We start from the raw sequence: 14,531 nt of genomic DNA, 5'->3' as shown, positions 1-14,531 counted from the left end.
GACCGGACGCAGGCTCGCTGCCATGGACAACACACCCACCAACGACCCGTCAGCTCCCGCCGCCCTGGGTCTGCTGGCCGGCAAAGTCGCCTTCATCACCGGTGCCGGTCGCGGGATCGGCGCCGCCGCGGCCCGGCTGTTCGCCCGCGAGGGCGCCCGGGTGCTGCTCGCGGCCCGGACCGAGGCACAGCTGAAGGCGGTGACCGAGGAGGTCCGCGCCGCGGGCGGCATCGCCGACTACGTACTGTGCGACCTGGCCGACGCGGCCGGCGTGCGGGCTGCCGTCGACCGGGCCGTGGATCTGTACGGCAGGCTCGACATCGCCTTCAACAACGGCGCGACCATCGTGCCGCCGGGCCCGATGGACCAGGCGCGGGAGGCCGACTTCGACCATGTCTACGCCGTGAACCTCAAAGGCCCATGGCTGGCCATGGTCGCCGAGGTCGCCGCGATCCGGGCCACCGCCGGGACAGGAGCCATCGTCAACAACAGCAGCGTCGGCAGCCTGCGGGGCAACCCCGAGCTGCCCGTCTATGGCGCGATGAAACGGGCGGTCAACAGCCTGACCGAGTCGGCCGCCCTCACCTACGCCTCGGAGGGCATCCGGGTCAACGCGATCGCCCCCGGCGGCACACTCACCGAGATGATCCGCACCTGGGAGGCAGAGTCACCTGGCGTTCTCGAACGGATCACGGCGCGGACCCCACTGGGCCGCATGGCCGACCCCGACGAAATCGCACAGGCCGCCGCCTGGCTTCTCAGCGACCGCGCCTCCTACGTGACCGGCGCGGTCCTTCCTGTCGATGGCGGCGCGCGGGCGTGAGCCGGCGGGCGGAGCCGCTGCACCGCCGATTCTGAGCTGGTGGGGCGACCATCAGGCCGCCCTACTCCTCACTTGTACTTCTCGCCTGTGCTCCTCGCTCCTCTTGTCCGTCCGTATCGACCACGGGACGTATCGCGCAGGTGCCGACCTGCCGCTGACGGGCTGGGGACGTCGAAGCCGTGAAGCTGTAGCGTGGTTGACGGATCGTCATATATCCGTGGGCTGGACTCAGTTGGTGTGGACGGGGGGCGAGTCCGGGAGGGTACCGGCCGTCCACGCTGCCTCGGGAAAGAGGGCCTCGTCGGAGTCCTCGTCGGGCATGAGGGTGGCGAGCATGTGCTGGGCGGTCTTCGCGTTGTCGATGGCGCGGGGCAGCATGACGCTTTCGTAGGCGTCGAGGGCCTCGTCGACGGTGGGGTGGTCGATAACGGCCCGGGCGAGTTCGGCGCCGTCGAGCAGGGCCAGGTTGGCGCCGACTCCGACGGGCGGCATCAGGTGGGCGGCGTCGCCGAGCAGGGTGATGCCGGGGACGCGCTGCCATGTGTGGGGGACAGGGAGGACGAACATGGGCCGGTTGAGGAAACCGCCCTCGTTGTCGCGCAGGATGTCCAGCAAGCTCTCGTCCCAGCCCTGGTACTGGGCGAGGAGGCGGGCGCGCACGGCCTCGGTGTCGGCGAGGTCGAGGTCGGCGTGCCAGTCCTGGGGACCGCGGAAGGTGATGTAGGCGCGCACGTGTCCGTTGCTGTTGCGCTGCAGCATCAGACTGCGGCGGCCCGCCTTGGCCGACATGCTGCCGGCGCCGATCAGCCGGGCGATGTCGGGGTGACGGTGGTCGATGTCATCGAAGTGGGCTTCCACCATGGTGACGCCGGCATACGTGGGTTGGGCATCGGAGAGCGCGGGGCGTACCCGGGACCAGGCGCCGTCGGCGCCGATGACCAGGTCGAATTCCTCGATGGTGCGGTCGTGTTGGTGCAGTTGGACGGTTCCGTGGGGGAGTGGGGTGACGGCCTGTACGGCGTGGCCCCAGCGGACCGTGCCGGGGGCGAGGGAGTCCAGCAGGAGGGTGCGCAGCTGGCCGCGGTCGATCTCGGGCCTGCTCAGATCTCCCTCGTCGGCCTGGTCGTGGCGGATCAGGGCCGCGTGGCGGTCGTACAGGCGCCACTCCTGGCTTTCCGGCCGGGACAGGGCGAGGAACTGGTCGAACAGTCCGGCGGCGCGCAGGGCGACCTGGCCGGTGTCTTCGTGGATGTCCAGGGTGCCGCCCTGTGAACGGGAGTTGGGGTCGGCCTCACGCTCGAAGACCGTGACGGGCACGCCGTGCCGCTGGAGGACGCGCGCACAGACGAGGCCGCCGGGGCCGGCGCCGATGATGGCGATGCGAGGGGTGGTGGACATGAGTGTCGGGCTCCGTTTCTACGCGTCAACGAGGTCGTGGGGAACGCCCCGGGTCCGTCCCAGGGCGCGCGGCCGGATGCCGGCGGGCCCGCTGGATGCCGGTGGGCTCCCCGTCGCGGTGTCCACAAAAACACAGCAGCCACAAAAGTACAACTGCTCCGACTTTCCAGCCGATCGTGTTTACGATCGAGTCGCTGCACGGGTAGGGTGGGGGTCATGGCCGAGACGACACCAGGGCGCCGTGAGCGCAAGAAGGCGCAGACCAGGCAGGCCCTGGCGGACGCCGCACTGCGGCTGTTCACCGAGCGCGGCTTCGACAACGTCGGTGTGCGCGAGGTGGCGGAGGCGGCCGACGTCTCGCTGAGCACGCTCTTCAAGCACTTCCCCAGCAAGGAAGCCCTCGTCTTCGACCTGGACGCGGACGTCGAGAGCGCCCTGGTAGCCGCCGTGCGCGACCGAGCCCCCGGCCAGTCCGCGCTGCACGCCCTGCGCGACCACATGGTGCACACCCACGCCGCCGTACGGGCCGACGACCCGTTTTTCGTCCTCGTCGACTCCACCCCCGCGCTGCGGGACTACGCCCGGCACATGTGGACGCGCCACGAAAAGGCACTGGCCGCCACGCTCGCCGAGGCCACCGGGCTGGCCCCGGACGACCTCGCCGTCACCGGCCTGGCCCGCTTCGCCTTGGAGGCCCGCAGTCTCGCCCACGCGAGCGACGATCCGGCCCGGGCCATGGGCGACCTGTTCGCCCTGCTGGAACAGGGCTGGGGTGCCACTGCGCTGGCGCGACAGGGAGACCACACCGGCCGGGATGGGTGACCGCGACGGGCGAGGGGATGACGAGGTGCCGTCTGCCGCGTGGAAGAACCAGCGAGACAACGCGCCCTTCCGCCCCGCTGTCAGTCGGTGACTGGGGTTCCCTGTCCCAGGCCCCGACGGATCGCGATCTCCACGGGTGAGTACGCGCCGTCGGCCCGCTCCAGTTCGTACGGTGCGGCCGGCATCAGCGGCGGCTGGGCCATGAAGCGCGGCCGCACCCCATGGTGCGGTTGCGCCGCGTGCACCAGGAACGGATGGCACAGGAAAACGTCGCCCGGGGACCCGGTGACGAGGGCGAGTGGCCGGTGGTCGGACGCCGCCACCAGATCGGGCGCAAGGTCCAGCCCGCTCGCCCCGTCCTCCCCGTACTTCTCCAGCACCTTCGGCACGTCGAGGTGTGAGCCGACCCGGATCCGGGTCGGGGCGTCCTCCTCACCGACCTCGCTGAACAGGAACAGCATCAGCAACGCCCGGCCCCGGGAGCGCAGATTTGTGAAGTACCAGCTCTCGCCCTCCGGCAGATAGCTCCCCTCGATGTGCCAGCCCGCGTCGTCCGGTTCCTCCTCGTGCGGGAAGCGCAGCGGGAACGTGCCCAGCGAGTAGCGCGGCTCCCAGCGTCCCGCGCCGACGAGCAGGTCGTACGCGCGATGCAGAGACGGGGAGTTGGGCGCGGCGGCGAACGGTCCCTGCGCCATGCCGGCCACCCAGTGCACGGGCTGCGTCCACGTCGACGGGGCGTCCGGGTCGCAGCCCGTCTCTCGCCACAGCAGCCGCGCGCAGTCCGCGGCCACGCGCGGTGCGACGGCGCCCTCCAGCTTCACGAAGCCGTCGCGGAGGAAGCGGGATACCAAGGTCGTGTCATCCATGCCCTCATCGTGCGGCGGCACCGGTCCCGATCACCCGACATTGTCCGCACCGCCTTTGTCGGGTGGTCACCGAGCCCTTCTTGCCCCTCTGAGACCGGCGACCTTCGGTGAGAAGCGCTCGATCTTCCGAGCCGCGGACGGGCCGCGCTGCACTGCCGTCGGTTACGGCCGCGGGCGCCGCCTGCCGCCCTGGTGCAAGCTGCCCACACCGGTGGTGAGTCTGACCTACTCTGTCCAGATGATCACCCCGATACTGATGGCCGCCGCCGGCGCCCACTTCTTCGCGGGGCGCCGGGCCGGGCGCCAGGCCGAGTCCGAGGCCGCGCGGTGCGACTGAACACACGGCGACTGGGCGAACGGTGGCTCGGCGAGCTGAGTTCCAGCGAACGGCCGGTGAACGAAAGGCGGTTGACCGGACTCCGACTGCACGCACTGCGCTGGGCTCATCTGGTGATCGGCGGCGCGATGCTGATGCCGTCCTTCATGGTGACGTCGGTCATTGTGCCGATGGTCAGGGACAGCACCGGCACGGACCGAGACATCACGACCCAGCTCATCGCGTTCGGTGTTGCCCTTCCGCTTACGGGGATGGTCGGGTTGGTTGTGGGACCGGTGCGGTCGCTGGCGGTGGGTGCCGTGCGGTCGTTCTGTGGTGTGCCGGGGAAGCTGCTGGCCGACGGACCGGGGTACGGGTGGGCCGCCCGGTGGCGAACCGCACTGTGGTTCCTGGCACACAACGCGGCCGGCGGGATCGTGAGCGGAATGTCGCTGGCCGCGCCGCCGGCCGCGTTCGTCTTGGTGGTGTTGCCGTTCTCGGTGCCGATGCAGCGCGGTTTCCCGGCGTGGCACCGGGCCGTCCCCGGCGCGCTCGGCCCGCTGGCGGGGCTGGCGTTGATGCTCCTGGTAGTCGCGACGGCCTGGGGAGCCGGGCAACTGCTGGCCCGTCTGGCCCCGGTCCTGCTGGGTCCCGTACCCGCCGACCGGCTGGCCGCGGCCGAGCGCCGGGCCGCCGACCTGGCCTTGCGCAACCGGCTGGCCCGCGAGCTGCACGATTCGGTGGGGCACGCGCTGAGCGCGGTCACCCTCCAGGCAACCGCAGCCCGCCGGGTCCTGGACGCGGACCCGGAGTTCGCCCGCCAGGCCCTGACCGCCATCGAGGAGACCACCCGCGACGCCGTCGCCGAACTGGACACCGTCCTGGGCCTGTTGCGCGAGGACGACACCGCCTCCACCGCCCCGGCGCCCACCCTCGACGCCCTGGACGCCCTCCTGGACCGCACCCGCGCGGCGGGGCTGACCGTCGAGGCGGTGGTCGAGGGCGGCTGCGCGGGGCTGCCGCCGGTGGTCTCCCGCGAGGCGTACCGGATCGTGCAGGAGGGGTTGAGCAATGCGCTGCGGCACGCCGGTCAGGTCACCGTACGGCTCCAACTGCACATAGATGATGATGAGTTGACGCTTGTGATGGAGAACCCTGTGACGGAATCGAAACCGGCGGCCCGGGCTGGCGGGGGGCTGGGGCTGCGCGGTATCGGCGAGCGTGCCCGGCTGCTGGGCGGGCAGGCGGCGGCCGGTGCACATGACGGCGTATGGCGGCTGACGGCCGGCCTCCCGATCGCGAAGGCGGGCCGGTGAGCGAGCACGCAGCGCCCTTGCGCATCGTCCTGGCCGACGACGAACGGCTGGTGCGCACCGCGCTGCGCGCCATCCTCGCCTCCGAACCCGATATGGAGGTGGTCGGGGAGGCCACCACGGGAGCGGAGGCGGTGCCACTCGTCCGCCAACTGCGTCCGGACATCATCCTGATGGATGTGCGGATGCCGCAGATCGACGGCATCCGGGCGACCGAGCAGATCCTGGCCCAGATGCCCGAACCGCCGCGCATCATCGTGGTGACGACGTTCGAGAACGATGCGTATGTGTATGACGCGCTGCGGGCCGGGGCCAGCGGATTCCTGCTCAAGCGGTCCAAGGCGGAGGAACTGGTGCAGGCCGTACGCCTGGTGGCGCGCTGCGATTCGCTGCTGTTCCCGGCGGCGGTGCGCGCGTTGGCCGCCCGGCATGCGGGGGAGCGGGCGGCGGACGATGCCGCGCGCAGGCTGCGGGCCCGGCTTTCGGAGCGGGAGGGGGCGGTCCTGCGGCTGATGGCGCAGGGCCTGACGAACGCCGAGATTGCTGTCCGGCTGGGTGTCGGCCCGGCCACGGTCAAGACCCATGTGGCGGGGGTGCTGGCCAAGCTCGGCGTACGGGACCGGACGCAGGCGGTGATCGCGGCGTATGAATGCGGGTTCGTGCTGCCGGGGTGACGGGGTCGCCGTGGGGACGCACGGGCGCACGGGCGCACGGCATGGTGCGGGCGTTCCCCGATCGTCCGACGGCTGTCCGCCGCCCGGCCGCCCGGAGCTCAGCGGCGGCCATTGGTGGTCCAAGACCCACTGTCGTGAGGACGTTTCGCGGCAGACGTTCGTCGAAGACCCTCAAACGGATCCCGAGATGCCAGGGGTCGACAACGGTGAGCCGTCCGGCGCCAACGCGCCGAAGGTCGGCCGGCGTGAGGGGGAGAATCCGGATGTCTCGTTCGGCCACATCGGGAAGATCTTCGGGAAGGCCCCGGCCCCCACTCCATCCAGATGAACTCACCGATCCGGCCGACTGGTCAGAGCGGGAAGGGATACCGGTTCGACGTGTATCCGTCCCTGAGTGAGATATCGGTCGAGCTCGGGTGGCCGGTAGGACGCGACCCTGTCGTGGTGTTCCTTGGCGGTGTCCGAGAGGTATTCGCAGCCGTCGAGACGGCCCTGGCAGTCCGCGGCCTGCCCGATCGGCCGGTGCCACGGTCGGGCCAGTCGGTAGAGGCCGGTGCGTGAGTCGTGCGGCGTTCCCATGTTGTCCGGCCGCACCCGGAATTCGATGCTCCTGTCCGGGGCCATTTCGTGCGGCCCGGCCTCGCTGAGGGCCTCGTTGTCGAACTCCAGCTCGTACCTGCGGGCCTGGTCGACCATCCACAGCAGAGTGATGTCGGACAGTGCCGTCTCCTTGTAGCCGCCGCCGACGTCGGTGTGCACTCCGGTGAACCAGACCTGCTTCAGCTCCTGCCCGTTGTCGGCGGCACCGGGCTGTTGGTGCCACAGCGTCGGCTCGAACGGTGTGCGCTGCTCGTCGATGGCCAGCGCCTGGAAGGCTCCCTTCACCCAGCTGCTCAGCTCGGTGTCATGGAAAGCCCACCGACGGTTGCCCCGGCGCACGGCCGGCTCCAGCCACTGGGGACCGGCGTCCGGGATGCCGAGGGAACCGACCGTGTCCCACACACCGATGAAGTGGATTCCCGTCTCCCGTGCGTACGACCTGCGGAACAGAACGGAAGCCGTGCCGGTCGGCTTCTCGATCCGGTCGCGGTAGAGGGCCCATGCCTCGTTGATGCGTCCGGCGTTCTCCCGGCGCAGGATGCCGCAGTTGCGCACCAGGCCGGCCAGGCTGCGGGCGGTGAACGCCCCTCGGCTGAAGCCGAAGAGGTAGAGCATGTCACCGGGCTCGTAGGTGTCGACGAGGAAGCGGTAAGCGTCCATGACGTTGCTGGACAGACCCATGCCGAACGCGCCGCCGCGCAGGTGCTCCCCTCGGCGTGTGCCCACGCCGCTGTGGTAGTACACGCGCTGCTCCACCCCGGCGGCTCGCGGCAGGACGGACAGGGCAACCTTGGTCACGTTCGTCTTGCCGGGCTGGTCGGCGAGGTTCCACGTACCGTCACAGCAGACGATCAGCCGTTTGGCCATGGCATCCTCCTCCGGGGAGAAAGTCCGGCCCGCGCAACATCGACGTCATCGCCCCGGCAGGTCTCGCGGCATCTCGCTCCGCACGCCGAGGCCCACCGGTGCCCACGGGCCGACAGCGCTGCTTCGATGCTCGCACCGCACCGCCGACCTCGCCATTCGGGAAGGACTGGCTGACCGTCATCCAACCCGGACCCCACCTCATCGACGGTTGCCCAACCGGCACTTGATGCGGACGTTGACACGGCGGCGGGCTCCATAGGTCTGTCGGCTTCATAGATCTGGCGTCGCCCACTGAGAGGTGATAAAGGACATAGCGTCGTACAATTGACTGGAACGGACCTTGATCTGGATGCCGTGGATGCCGCCATCGCCGGATCAGGACGGTGGGCGGCGTGCCTCCCTGGGACCTCGGAAGGCTGTGCTGTGCGGCGCAGCTGCCCCGTTCGGCCGCTCGGGTCGGGCAGGTCCTTGGTGCGAGAGGCGCCGGGTCTGAGATCTGGGTCTGCACAAGCTGTTTTGCCCCGCCAGTGGGTGGAGGGCAACCACGTCGACACCCCGGGTTAGGAGACCCGAAGCGGGCCGGCCAGGCCCCGGAGGCGTCACTCTGGAGGGCCGCTGAGGATGCGGGAGACCAGGCGAGCCAGATCGCGGAGCAGACTGGCGGATGCCGCCTGTTTGGTCACCCGGAAGCGGAACTCCGACTTCCCCTCGGTGCGCTTGATCTCGATGTCTATCTTCGTCTGAAGCCAGGACACCAGGGCGCCCAACAGTACTGCGGAAGCAACGGCATGCTCCACGCTCATCTGCTCGTCCGCAGGCGGATCGGCCAGGACGGCCGCCGTGAGCTGCGCTGTCTCGGCGTCATGGGACAGCTCGGCAAGGAGCCGACGTGCGGCGGCATGGTCGTGCACGCCCTCCAGCGCCGCGGCCACGGCCTCGGGCGATCGGCCACCCGCACGGAGCAGGGCCTCGATCAGAGCTTGGGCCTCGGAGGCATCCAGGGGCGTCTGGATCGGGTCGGAAGCGCCGAGGTCCTCGGCGATCTCCTGGAGGGAGAGCTGCACCGAACGGTCGGTCAACATGCCGAATTCCTTGGAGGGTTCGAGCGGAGTGGTCACAGTCGGCTCCAATCGCCGGAGAGGGAAGGCGCAGCCCAGTGGTAGGGGTGGGCCTGCCAGTCGTGGTCTGGCCGCGCGAGCATGTTGCGTTGCGCCTGCCAAAAGGCGCGCCAGACCGGCTTGTTCGGGTCGGCGGCAAGACGCTGGTAGAAGTCCGCGAGGAAGCGTCGGGAGCTCGTCTCGTCGACGTTCCACAGCGCGGCCACTACGCTGCCGACGCCCGACCCCAGCAGCGCCTCCACCAGGTCTTCGACCTCGCCGGCGGCGAATTCGTCGTATCCGGTAGCGCAGGCACGCAGAGTGAGGAGGTCCAGGTCCAGTACATAGCGGGCAAAATCTCGGACCGTGATCAGGTGGTCGAGACGCGCGCGGACCGAGAGCCGGCCGGCGGCCTTGCTCGGGAGCTTCCCGTCATGGGAGACCAGAAGCCCGGAGTCCAGAGGCTCGCGCCGGTCGAAGTATCCGTGGCAGGTGAGGTGGGCGATCTGGGCTGTGGCCAGGCGCCGGAGGACCGTATGTCGGTCCGCAGCCGTTCCGGTCAGCCGGTCCACCGACCAGGAGGGGACCGTCAGCAGGTCGGCGTCGTTCTCGAAACGCTCCGGGGCGGGGTCCTCCCGCGCAGCCACGCCCGCGCAGAACACCGGCCGGGTTCCAGCTGTCGTGAATCGGGGCCTGCCACCGGCGACCAGAGCTTGGGGGTGTGGCACCCGGACAACGGCGTGGGCGGCGGCGAGCGGTCGGCCGTCCGGCATCGGGACAGCATGCAGGGGGATTCTCTGCATCGGCCCTTCCCCGGCGACGAGCAGGAGTTCCCGGTCGCGCACGTACGGCAGGAAGGCCGCGATCAGGGGCGTGAGCGAGTCAAGGAATGGGGTAGGTCGACGCCATGGCCGGCGCGGATGCAGTGGTGGCAGCGGCGGGAAGGTGTGCGGGTCGCCGTCGAAGGCGCGGTGCAGCTCGGTGACCGCGTCAGTGAGCTGCTTGTGTCCGATGGGCACCCGGTTCACGCGGAGCGCCTCGGTGGCCGGGACGTACGTGAAGACCGTGGTCTGGTCCTCTCCGGGGAAGAATGCCAAAAACGCGCAGTGCTCGGCCGAATGCTCACTCCGCAGACGCTCGCGAACGGACGCGAACCCGGTGCGGCGTCCGGGCTGCGCGACCTCCTCGTGGATGTCGAAGGCCAGTTCTTCCGGCGAGCGGGCGCTGGGCACGTGCAGCTCCCGCCCGTGGTCGAGCAGCAGGTCTGCGAGGAGGTGGTGGAGGACCCGGTGCTGCTGGACGGCCGCCCGCGTGCTCTGCGGGTCCGCGACGCCGGTGTCCGCGTCCGCCTCTGCGGCGAGGCGGCGCAGGAGTGTTGTACGCGACTGCCACAGCAGATCGACGGCGAGTTGGCGGTCTGCGTGCGAACCGGCTGCCAGCGTCTCGGCCAGGTCGGCCGTCACTGCGTGGTACTGAAACTGCTCCGGATCCTCCTGCGTCTGCCGGCGAAGACGGCTGAGCAGTGTCGCTGCTTCCCGACGTCGCCTCTGTCGACGGTGCTGGAGGGCCAGGGCGCGATCAAAGAGCAGCGAGAGGCGCCGGTACCCGGGAGAGGAAGGTTCTTTCGGGCCGGCGAAGCCGTCGAGAAAGATCTCAGTGAGCGAGATCAGCAGGTCTGTCTCCGGGACGTCCTGGGTCAGCCGAGCGGCGAGCCGACTCAGACCAGTGCCGAGCGACTGCAGATCGGGGGTGAGCGTAACGATGAAGCCCTGGAAGAGGTTCTCCACCATCTCCTCCCCGCTGCCGGACTCCAGGGCCGCGTCGCTCAGCCCGAACCGGGCCGCCGACTCGACGAGAGCCCAGCCGTCTTGGCCACCCACCAGCTCCAGCGCGCGCTGGTGGCAGGAGCGGGCCCCCGCTGCGTCGCCGGCCATGCGCAGAGCCTCACCGAGGTGGTTCAGCGCGTGGGCCAGCGCCACGTCCTCATCGGGACGCCGGGTCTGGATGAGGTCGATGACCCGGCGGTGTTCGCGCACTGCGTCGCGGTGCCGGCCCACTGCGGAGAAGGCATCGGCCAGCCCCGTCCGAGCGAGTGCCTCCACCAGATCGTTGCCGATCGGCTCGGCCAGTTGGCAGGCACGCGCGAAGGCGTGCCGCGCGCGGCCGTGCAGCCCGAGGCTCTGGTACAACGATCCGCGCTTGAGGTGGAGATGACCGGCGGCAAGGTAGGCCGGGCCGCCGTGCGGCAGCAGGCACGGGCCCTCCGGGTCGGCGTCGACGGACTCCAAGATATCCAGCGCCTCGCGGTTGCGGTGCACACGTTGGAGCGCATAGGCGAGATGCACCCGCACCTCGGCGATGCGGGCCTGCTCGTCCCGGTCCGTGCAGGGCAGGGCGTCCGTTTTCCGGGCACTGGCGAGCGCGGCCTCGAGGTCACCGCGGTCGAGGTGTTCCAGCACTATCTGTTCCAGGACCATGCGCGGTTTCGTGGGCGCGACCGGGAAGACCTCGTCGATCCGGGAGCGCTGCCTGCGCCGGTGCGCGAGGAGTTCCCAGCTGCCCCGGCTCTCCTCCACCAGCCGCACTACCTGGAGGGCGGCCTGCTCGGCGGCTGGGCGCCCGGCCGCACGGAGCCGGTCCCTGCGGAGCAGGAGCGCCCCCCAGAGTTTGTCCCACGCGCACACGCCAGCGTTGTCGAAGAGCAGGGACTCCGCCTGGCGCAGCGACGAGGCGGCGAGGAGTTCGTCGACCAGACGCTCGGCGGGGTCTTTCACGCACCGCGCTCCCCGCGCCGCGGGCGATTGTCTTCCAGCAGTGACTGAAGATCGCTCCGTGCCCGGCGGACCAGGTCCAGAACGGGTGCGTCGGGCGCCCGCACCTCCAACTCTCGTGTAGCTGCGTCCAATTCAGCGTCCCACCGGGAGTCCCCGGCCCTCACCCGTGCCACGCAGAGCGCCCCGACCAGGACCTCCAGAGGCTTCGGGTCGCTGGGGTCGGCGGCGTGCGCCCAGCGCACGGTCTCGAGCAACTCCTCGTCGGTGACCGGGCTCAGCACCATTGACTTGAGCTCGTACATGGCCGTCGCCAGGCGGCCCGCATCGCCAGGCTTCGCCCGGCCCTGCTCGATCGCCTCCCGCAGCGCCTCGATCCTGCGCTCGACGAACCTGCGCTCCTGAGCCAACCGCATCTCGATATCGGACACTGCTCCCCCATCTCAGTCACCCAGCGGCCAATTGGGTCTGCTGACTCGGACGCGTCCAGGAAGGAAAGGGTTGCAGCTCCCGGGCTCGGAGAGCGCTCAGTCGATACAGAACTCGTTGCCCTCGATGTCCAGCATCGGGATGCACGACTCGTTTTCCCCGTCGGCATACAGCGTTTGCACGTGGGTCGCACCGAGCGCCACCAGTCGTGCGCACTCGGCTTCGAGCGTGGCGAGGCGCTCGTCCCCCACGAGCCCGGTGCCGACCCGGACGTCGAGATGCACCCGATTCTTAACTATCTTGCCTTCGGGGACGCGCTGGAAGTACAGGCGCGGGCCCACTCCTGAGGGATCACTGCAGGCAGACCATGCTCCCTGCTTCTCAGGAGGCAGGGTGCGGTTGAAATCGTCCCAGGTGGTGAACCCCTCCGGTGGCGGCGGCATGACGTACCCCAACACTTCGCACCAGAAGCGAGCGAGGCGCTCCGGTTCTGCGCAGTCAAAGGTGACTTGGAACTTCTTGATCGCTGACATCGGCGCACCGTACCGCGTACCAGGGGGAGCCCGCCGCTCATTTCCCGAGGCGGATCCGCCCGTCACCCCCGGTTCAGATGATGGGACTGGGATCGCCCTTTGACGAGGCGCGGGATCGATGCCTTGGCTCGCGGATGCCCGCCTGTGCGGGCGGGGTGGCCACGGCCGTGCGTGGTCACCGTCCGAGGGCCTGCAGGGTGGCATCGAGGTCGGCGGTGCGGGGCCGGTTGTAGGGGAGTTTGGCCAGCACCGCGGCCATGCCGCAGGTGTTGGTGACGGCGGAGAAGACCAGGCCGCCTCCGATGGCGGCGGACAGCCAGCGGGCGGGCGGGTAGAGGGTGCCGAGCGCGAGGCCGGCGACGATGAGGGAGCCGGCTGCGAGGCGGACCTGGCGTTCCATGGGCCAGGTGGCCTTGGCGGTGGTGTCGCGGTCGACCCGGTGGCCCTGCTGGATCCAGGCGGTGGTGCCGCCGGTGAGGGTGGTGGCGGGGATGTCGGCGTCGGCGAGCTGTGCGCAGGCTGCGGCGGAGCGGTTGCCGGAGGCGCACACCATCAGCAGCGTGCGGCGGGCGGCTGCCGCCTTGAGGGCGGGCAGGGCGGCACCGAGGTGGTCGAGGGGGACGTTGTGGGCGCCGGGCAGGTGGCCGGCGGCGAATTCGCCGGGGGTGCGCACGTCGATGACGGTGTAGGCGCTCAGGTCCTCGGCGGCCTGGACGGGGTGGAGGGAGGCGGGGGTGTTCATGTGCGTGGGGTTCCCTTTCGTTTCTCCGTCCGGGCGTCCCGAACGGACTAGAATACCCTGCGGGGTATCTGTGGAGGAGGAAGCGTGGAGCTGGAGATGGCGGCGGATGAGCTCAAGAGCGTGCTCAACCGGCTGCGCCGGGCGCAGGGGCAGATCGCGGGGATCATCAGGATGATCGAGGAGGGTCGGGACTGCGAGGATGTGATCACGCAGCTCGCGGCGGTCTCCCGGGCACTGGACCGGGCCGGGTTCGCGATCATCGCGACGGGGCTTCAGCACTGCATGGCCGACGGCGGGCAGGCGCCCGGTGACCGCGAGCAGATGCGTGCCCGTCTGGAGAAGCTGTTTCTGTCGCTGGCCTGAGCTGGGCATCACGTCAGGGCGTCGATGAGCATGAAGGCGGCCACGGCCAGCAGGACCATCGCAAAGATGCGCTGCAGGCGGGATCCGGAGACCTTCGAGGCCAGGCGTTTGCCGTCCCAGGCTCCCAGGACCGCGGCGGCGACGAAGGGCCCGATCACCGCCCAGTCCAGGGAGGCGGCGGCACCGGAGCGGGTGGCGAGCGAGGCCAGCGAGTTGGTCGTGATGACCAGCAGGCTGGTGCCGACGGCGGCCGGCATCTCGAAGGCCAGCACGGTCACCAGGGCCGGCACGGCGAGGAAGCCGCCGCCCACGCCCAGCAGTCCGGTCAGCGCACCCAGTCCCGCGCCGGCTCCGGCCGCCTTGCCCGGCCGTACCGTGCTGCTTCCGGCACTGACCGGGCCGGCCGGACGCAGCATCCTGACCGCGGCCAGGGCGGCGATCACCGCGAAGGCGAGGGTGAGGACGGCCTGGGGCAGGCGGGCGGAGGCGGCCCCGGCGAGGGCCGCCGGCACGAGTCCGGCGGCGGCGAACGCCGCTCCGGCCTTCCACCGGACGTGCCCGGCGCGAGCGTGTGCGTACAAGGCGGTCAGGGAGGTGGCGGTGACGATGATCAGGCTGGAGGTGGTGGCCGCGGCGGGGGTGAAACCGAGCAGGTAGATCAGCGCCGGAACGGCCAGAACGCTGCCACCGCCGCCGAGCGCACCGAGCGCCAGGCCGACCACGGCTCCCGCGACCAGGGCCAGAATCAGGGCGCTCACGCTATCCGCCCGCTTTGCCCGCGCTCGTCGACGACCGGCGGCCCGGCCTGCCGCTGCGGCACCTCGCGGACATCGCACGGCACCGCGGTGCCGTCACTGGTGCCGGTGCGGGCCTGCTCGGGGGTGCGGCGGCCCGTGCCGCGTCGGAAAAGGAACATG

General features: G+C 70.4%; 15 protein-coding genes. 5 read left to right on the top strand and 10 right to left on the bottom strand.

Annotated features, from left to right (window positions below):
- Nucleotides 1-22 precede the first annotated feature (22 nt).
- Nucleotides 23-823: an SDR family NAD(P)-dependent oxidoreductase gene (locus B1H19_RS00660; protein ID WP_083102329.1), complete on the top strand. Its 801-nt coding sequence runs from the start codon at nucleotides 23-25 to the stop codon at nucleotides 821-823.
- Between the two features lie 228 nt (nucleotides 824-1,051).
- On the opposite strand, the gene B1H19_RS00655 is transcribed toward B1H19_RS00660, so the two are convergent.
- Complete coding sequence (locus B1H19_RS00655) at nucleotides 1,052-2,221, bottom strand: FAD-dependent oxidoreductase (protein ID WP_083102328.1); 1,170 nt, start codon at nucleotides 2,219-2,221, stop codon at nucleotides 1,052-1,054.
- Nucleotides 2,222-2,437: 216 nt separating this feature from the next.
- On the opposite strand from B1H19_RS00655, the gene B1H19_RS00650 reads away from it, so the two are divergent.
- Nucleotides 2,438-3,043, top strand: a complete 606-nt coding sequence (locus B1H19_RS00650) for a TetR/AcrR family transcriptional regulator (protein ID WP_083102327.1) — start codon at nucleotides 2,438-2,440, stop codon at nucleotides 3,041-3,043.
- An 80-nt stretch (nucleotides 3,044-3,123) separates the two neighbouring features.
- On the opposite strand, the gene B1H19_RS00645 is transcribed toward B1H19_RS00650, so the two are convergent.
- A complete protein-coding gene (locus tag B1H19_RS00645) occupies nucleotides 3,124-3,909 on the bottom strand; it encodes a phytanoyl-CoA dioxygenase family protein (RefSeq protein WP_083102326.1) in 786 nt (261 codons plus the stop codon).
- A 408-nt stretch (nucleotides 3,910-4,317) separates the two neighbouring features.
- Between B1H19_RS00645 and B1H19_RS00640 the strand changes: the two genes are divergently transcribed.
- Together B1H19_RS00640 and B1H19_RS00635 are read left to right on the top strand one after the other, a co-directional pair.
- Nucleotides 4,318-5,541 carry a sensor histidine kinase gene (locus B1H19_RS00640; protein WP_418361418.1) on the top strand — a complete coding sequence of 408 codons (1,224 nt, stop codon included), beginning with the start codon at nucleotides 4,318-4,320 and terminating at the stop codon, nucleotides 5,539-5,541.
- Nucleotides 5,496-6,212, top strand: a complete 717-nt coding sequence (locus B1H19_RS00635) for a response regulator transcription factor (RefSeq protein WP_083102325.1) — start codon at nucleotides 5,496-5,498, stop codon at nucleotides 6,210-6,212. Before B1H19_RS00640 ends, B1H19_RS00635 begins: the two co-directional genes overlap by 46 nt.
- Before the next feature lie 330 nt (nucleotides 6,213-6,542).
- On the opposite strand, the gene B1H19_RS00630 is transcribed toward B1H19_RS00635, so the two are convergent.
- The 6 genes from B1H19_RS00630 to B1H19_RS00605 all read right to left on the bottom strand — a co-directional run bounded on the left by B1H19_RS00630 (nucleotide 6,543) and on the right by B1H19_RS00605 (nucleotide 13,251).
- Nucleotides 6,543-7,679: a DUF2235 domain-containing protein gene (locus B1H19_RS00630; protein WP_083102324.1), complete on the bottom strand. Its 1,137-nt coding sequence runs from the start codon at nucleotides 7,677-7,679 to the stop codon at nucleotides 6,543-6,545.
- A 599-nt stretch (nucleotides 7,680-8,278) separates the two neighbouring features.
- Nucleotides 8,279-8,797, bottom strand: a complete 519-nt coding sequence (locus tag B1H19_RS00625) for a hypothetical protein (protein ID WP_159027904.1) — start codon at nucleotides 8,795-8,797, stop codon at nucleotides 8,279-8,281.
- Nucleotides 8,794-11,550, bottom strand: a complete 2,757-nt coding sequence (locus tag B1H19_RS00620) for a CHAT domain-containing protein (RefSeq protein ID WP_083102322.1) — start codon at nucleotides 11,548-11,550, stop codon at nucleotides 8,794-8,796. Before B1H19_RS00620 ends, B1H19_RS00625 begins: the two co-directional genes overlap by 4 nt.
- Nucleotides 11,547-11,978, bottom strand: coding sequence for a hypothetical protein (locus B1H19_RS00615; protein WP_083102321.1), 432 nt, complete (start codon nucleotides 11,976-11,978; stop codon nucleotides 11,547-11,549). Before B1H19_RS00615 ends, B1H19_RS00620 begins: the two co-directional genes overlap by 4 nt.
- 96 nt (nucleotides 11,979-12,074) lie before the next feature.
- Nucleotides 12,075-12,509 carry a VOC family protein gene (locus B1H19_RS00610; protein WP_083102320.1) on the bottom strand — a complete coding sequence of 145 codons (435 nt, stop codon included), beginning with the start codon at nucleotides 12,507-12,509 and terminating at the stop codon, nucleotides 12,075-12,077.
- A 175-nt stretch (nucleotides 12,510-12,684) separates the two neighbouring features.
- A complete protein-coding gene (locus B1H19_RS00605) occupies nucleotides 12,685-13,251 on the bottom strand; it encodes a rhodanese-like domain-containing protein (protein ID WP_083102319.1) in 567 nt (188 codons plus the stop codon).
- 84 nt (nucleotides 13,252-13,335) lie between these two features.
- Between B1H19_RS00605 and B1H19_RS00600 the strand changes: the two genes are divergently transcribed.
- Nucleotides 13,336-13,614 (top strand): metal-sensitive transcriptional regulator, encoded by a 279-nt coding sequence (locus B1H19_RS00600; RefSeq protein WP_083102318.1) that lies wholly within the window; start codon nucleotides 13,336-13,338, stop codon nucleotides 13,612-13,614.
- A gap of 8 nt (nucleotides 13,615-13,622) precedes the next feature.
- Here the strand turns inward: B1H19_RS00600 and B1H19_RS00595 are convergent, their stop codons facing one another.
- Together B1H19_RS00595 and B1H19_RS39125 are read right to left on the bottom strand one after the other, a co-directional pair.
- The gene (locus B1H19_RS00595; RefSeq protein WP_083102317.1) at nucleotides 13,623-14,372 is read right to left on the bottom strand and encodes a sulfite exporter TauE/SafE family protein; all 750 of its coding nucleotides are present in this window, start codon (nucleotides 14,370-14,372) and stop codon (nucleotides 13,623-13,625) included.
- Nucleotides 14,369-14,530 (bottom strand): hypothetical protein, encoded by a 162-nt coding sequence (locus tag B1H19_RS39125; RefSeq protein WP_203237060.1) that lies wholly within the window; start codon nucleotides 14,528-14,530, stop codon nucleotides 14,369-14,371. The genes B1H19_RS00595 and B1H19_RS39125 overlap by 4 nt, the downstream gene beginning before the upstream one ends.
- Nucleotide 14,531: the final 1 nt, after the last annotated feature.

It is taken from the genome of Streptomyces gilvosporeus (assembly GCF_002082195.1).
GTDB lineage: Bacteria > Actinomycetota > Actinomycetes > Streptomycetales > Streptomycetaceae > Streptomyces > Streptomyces gilvosporeus.
Note: the sequence above shows the minus strand (reverse complement) of the source record. Positions and strands in the feature narration are given on the sequence as shown.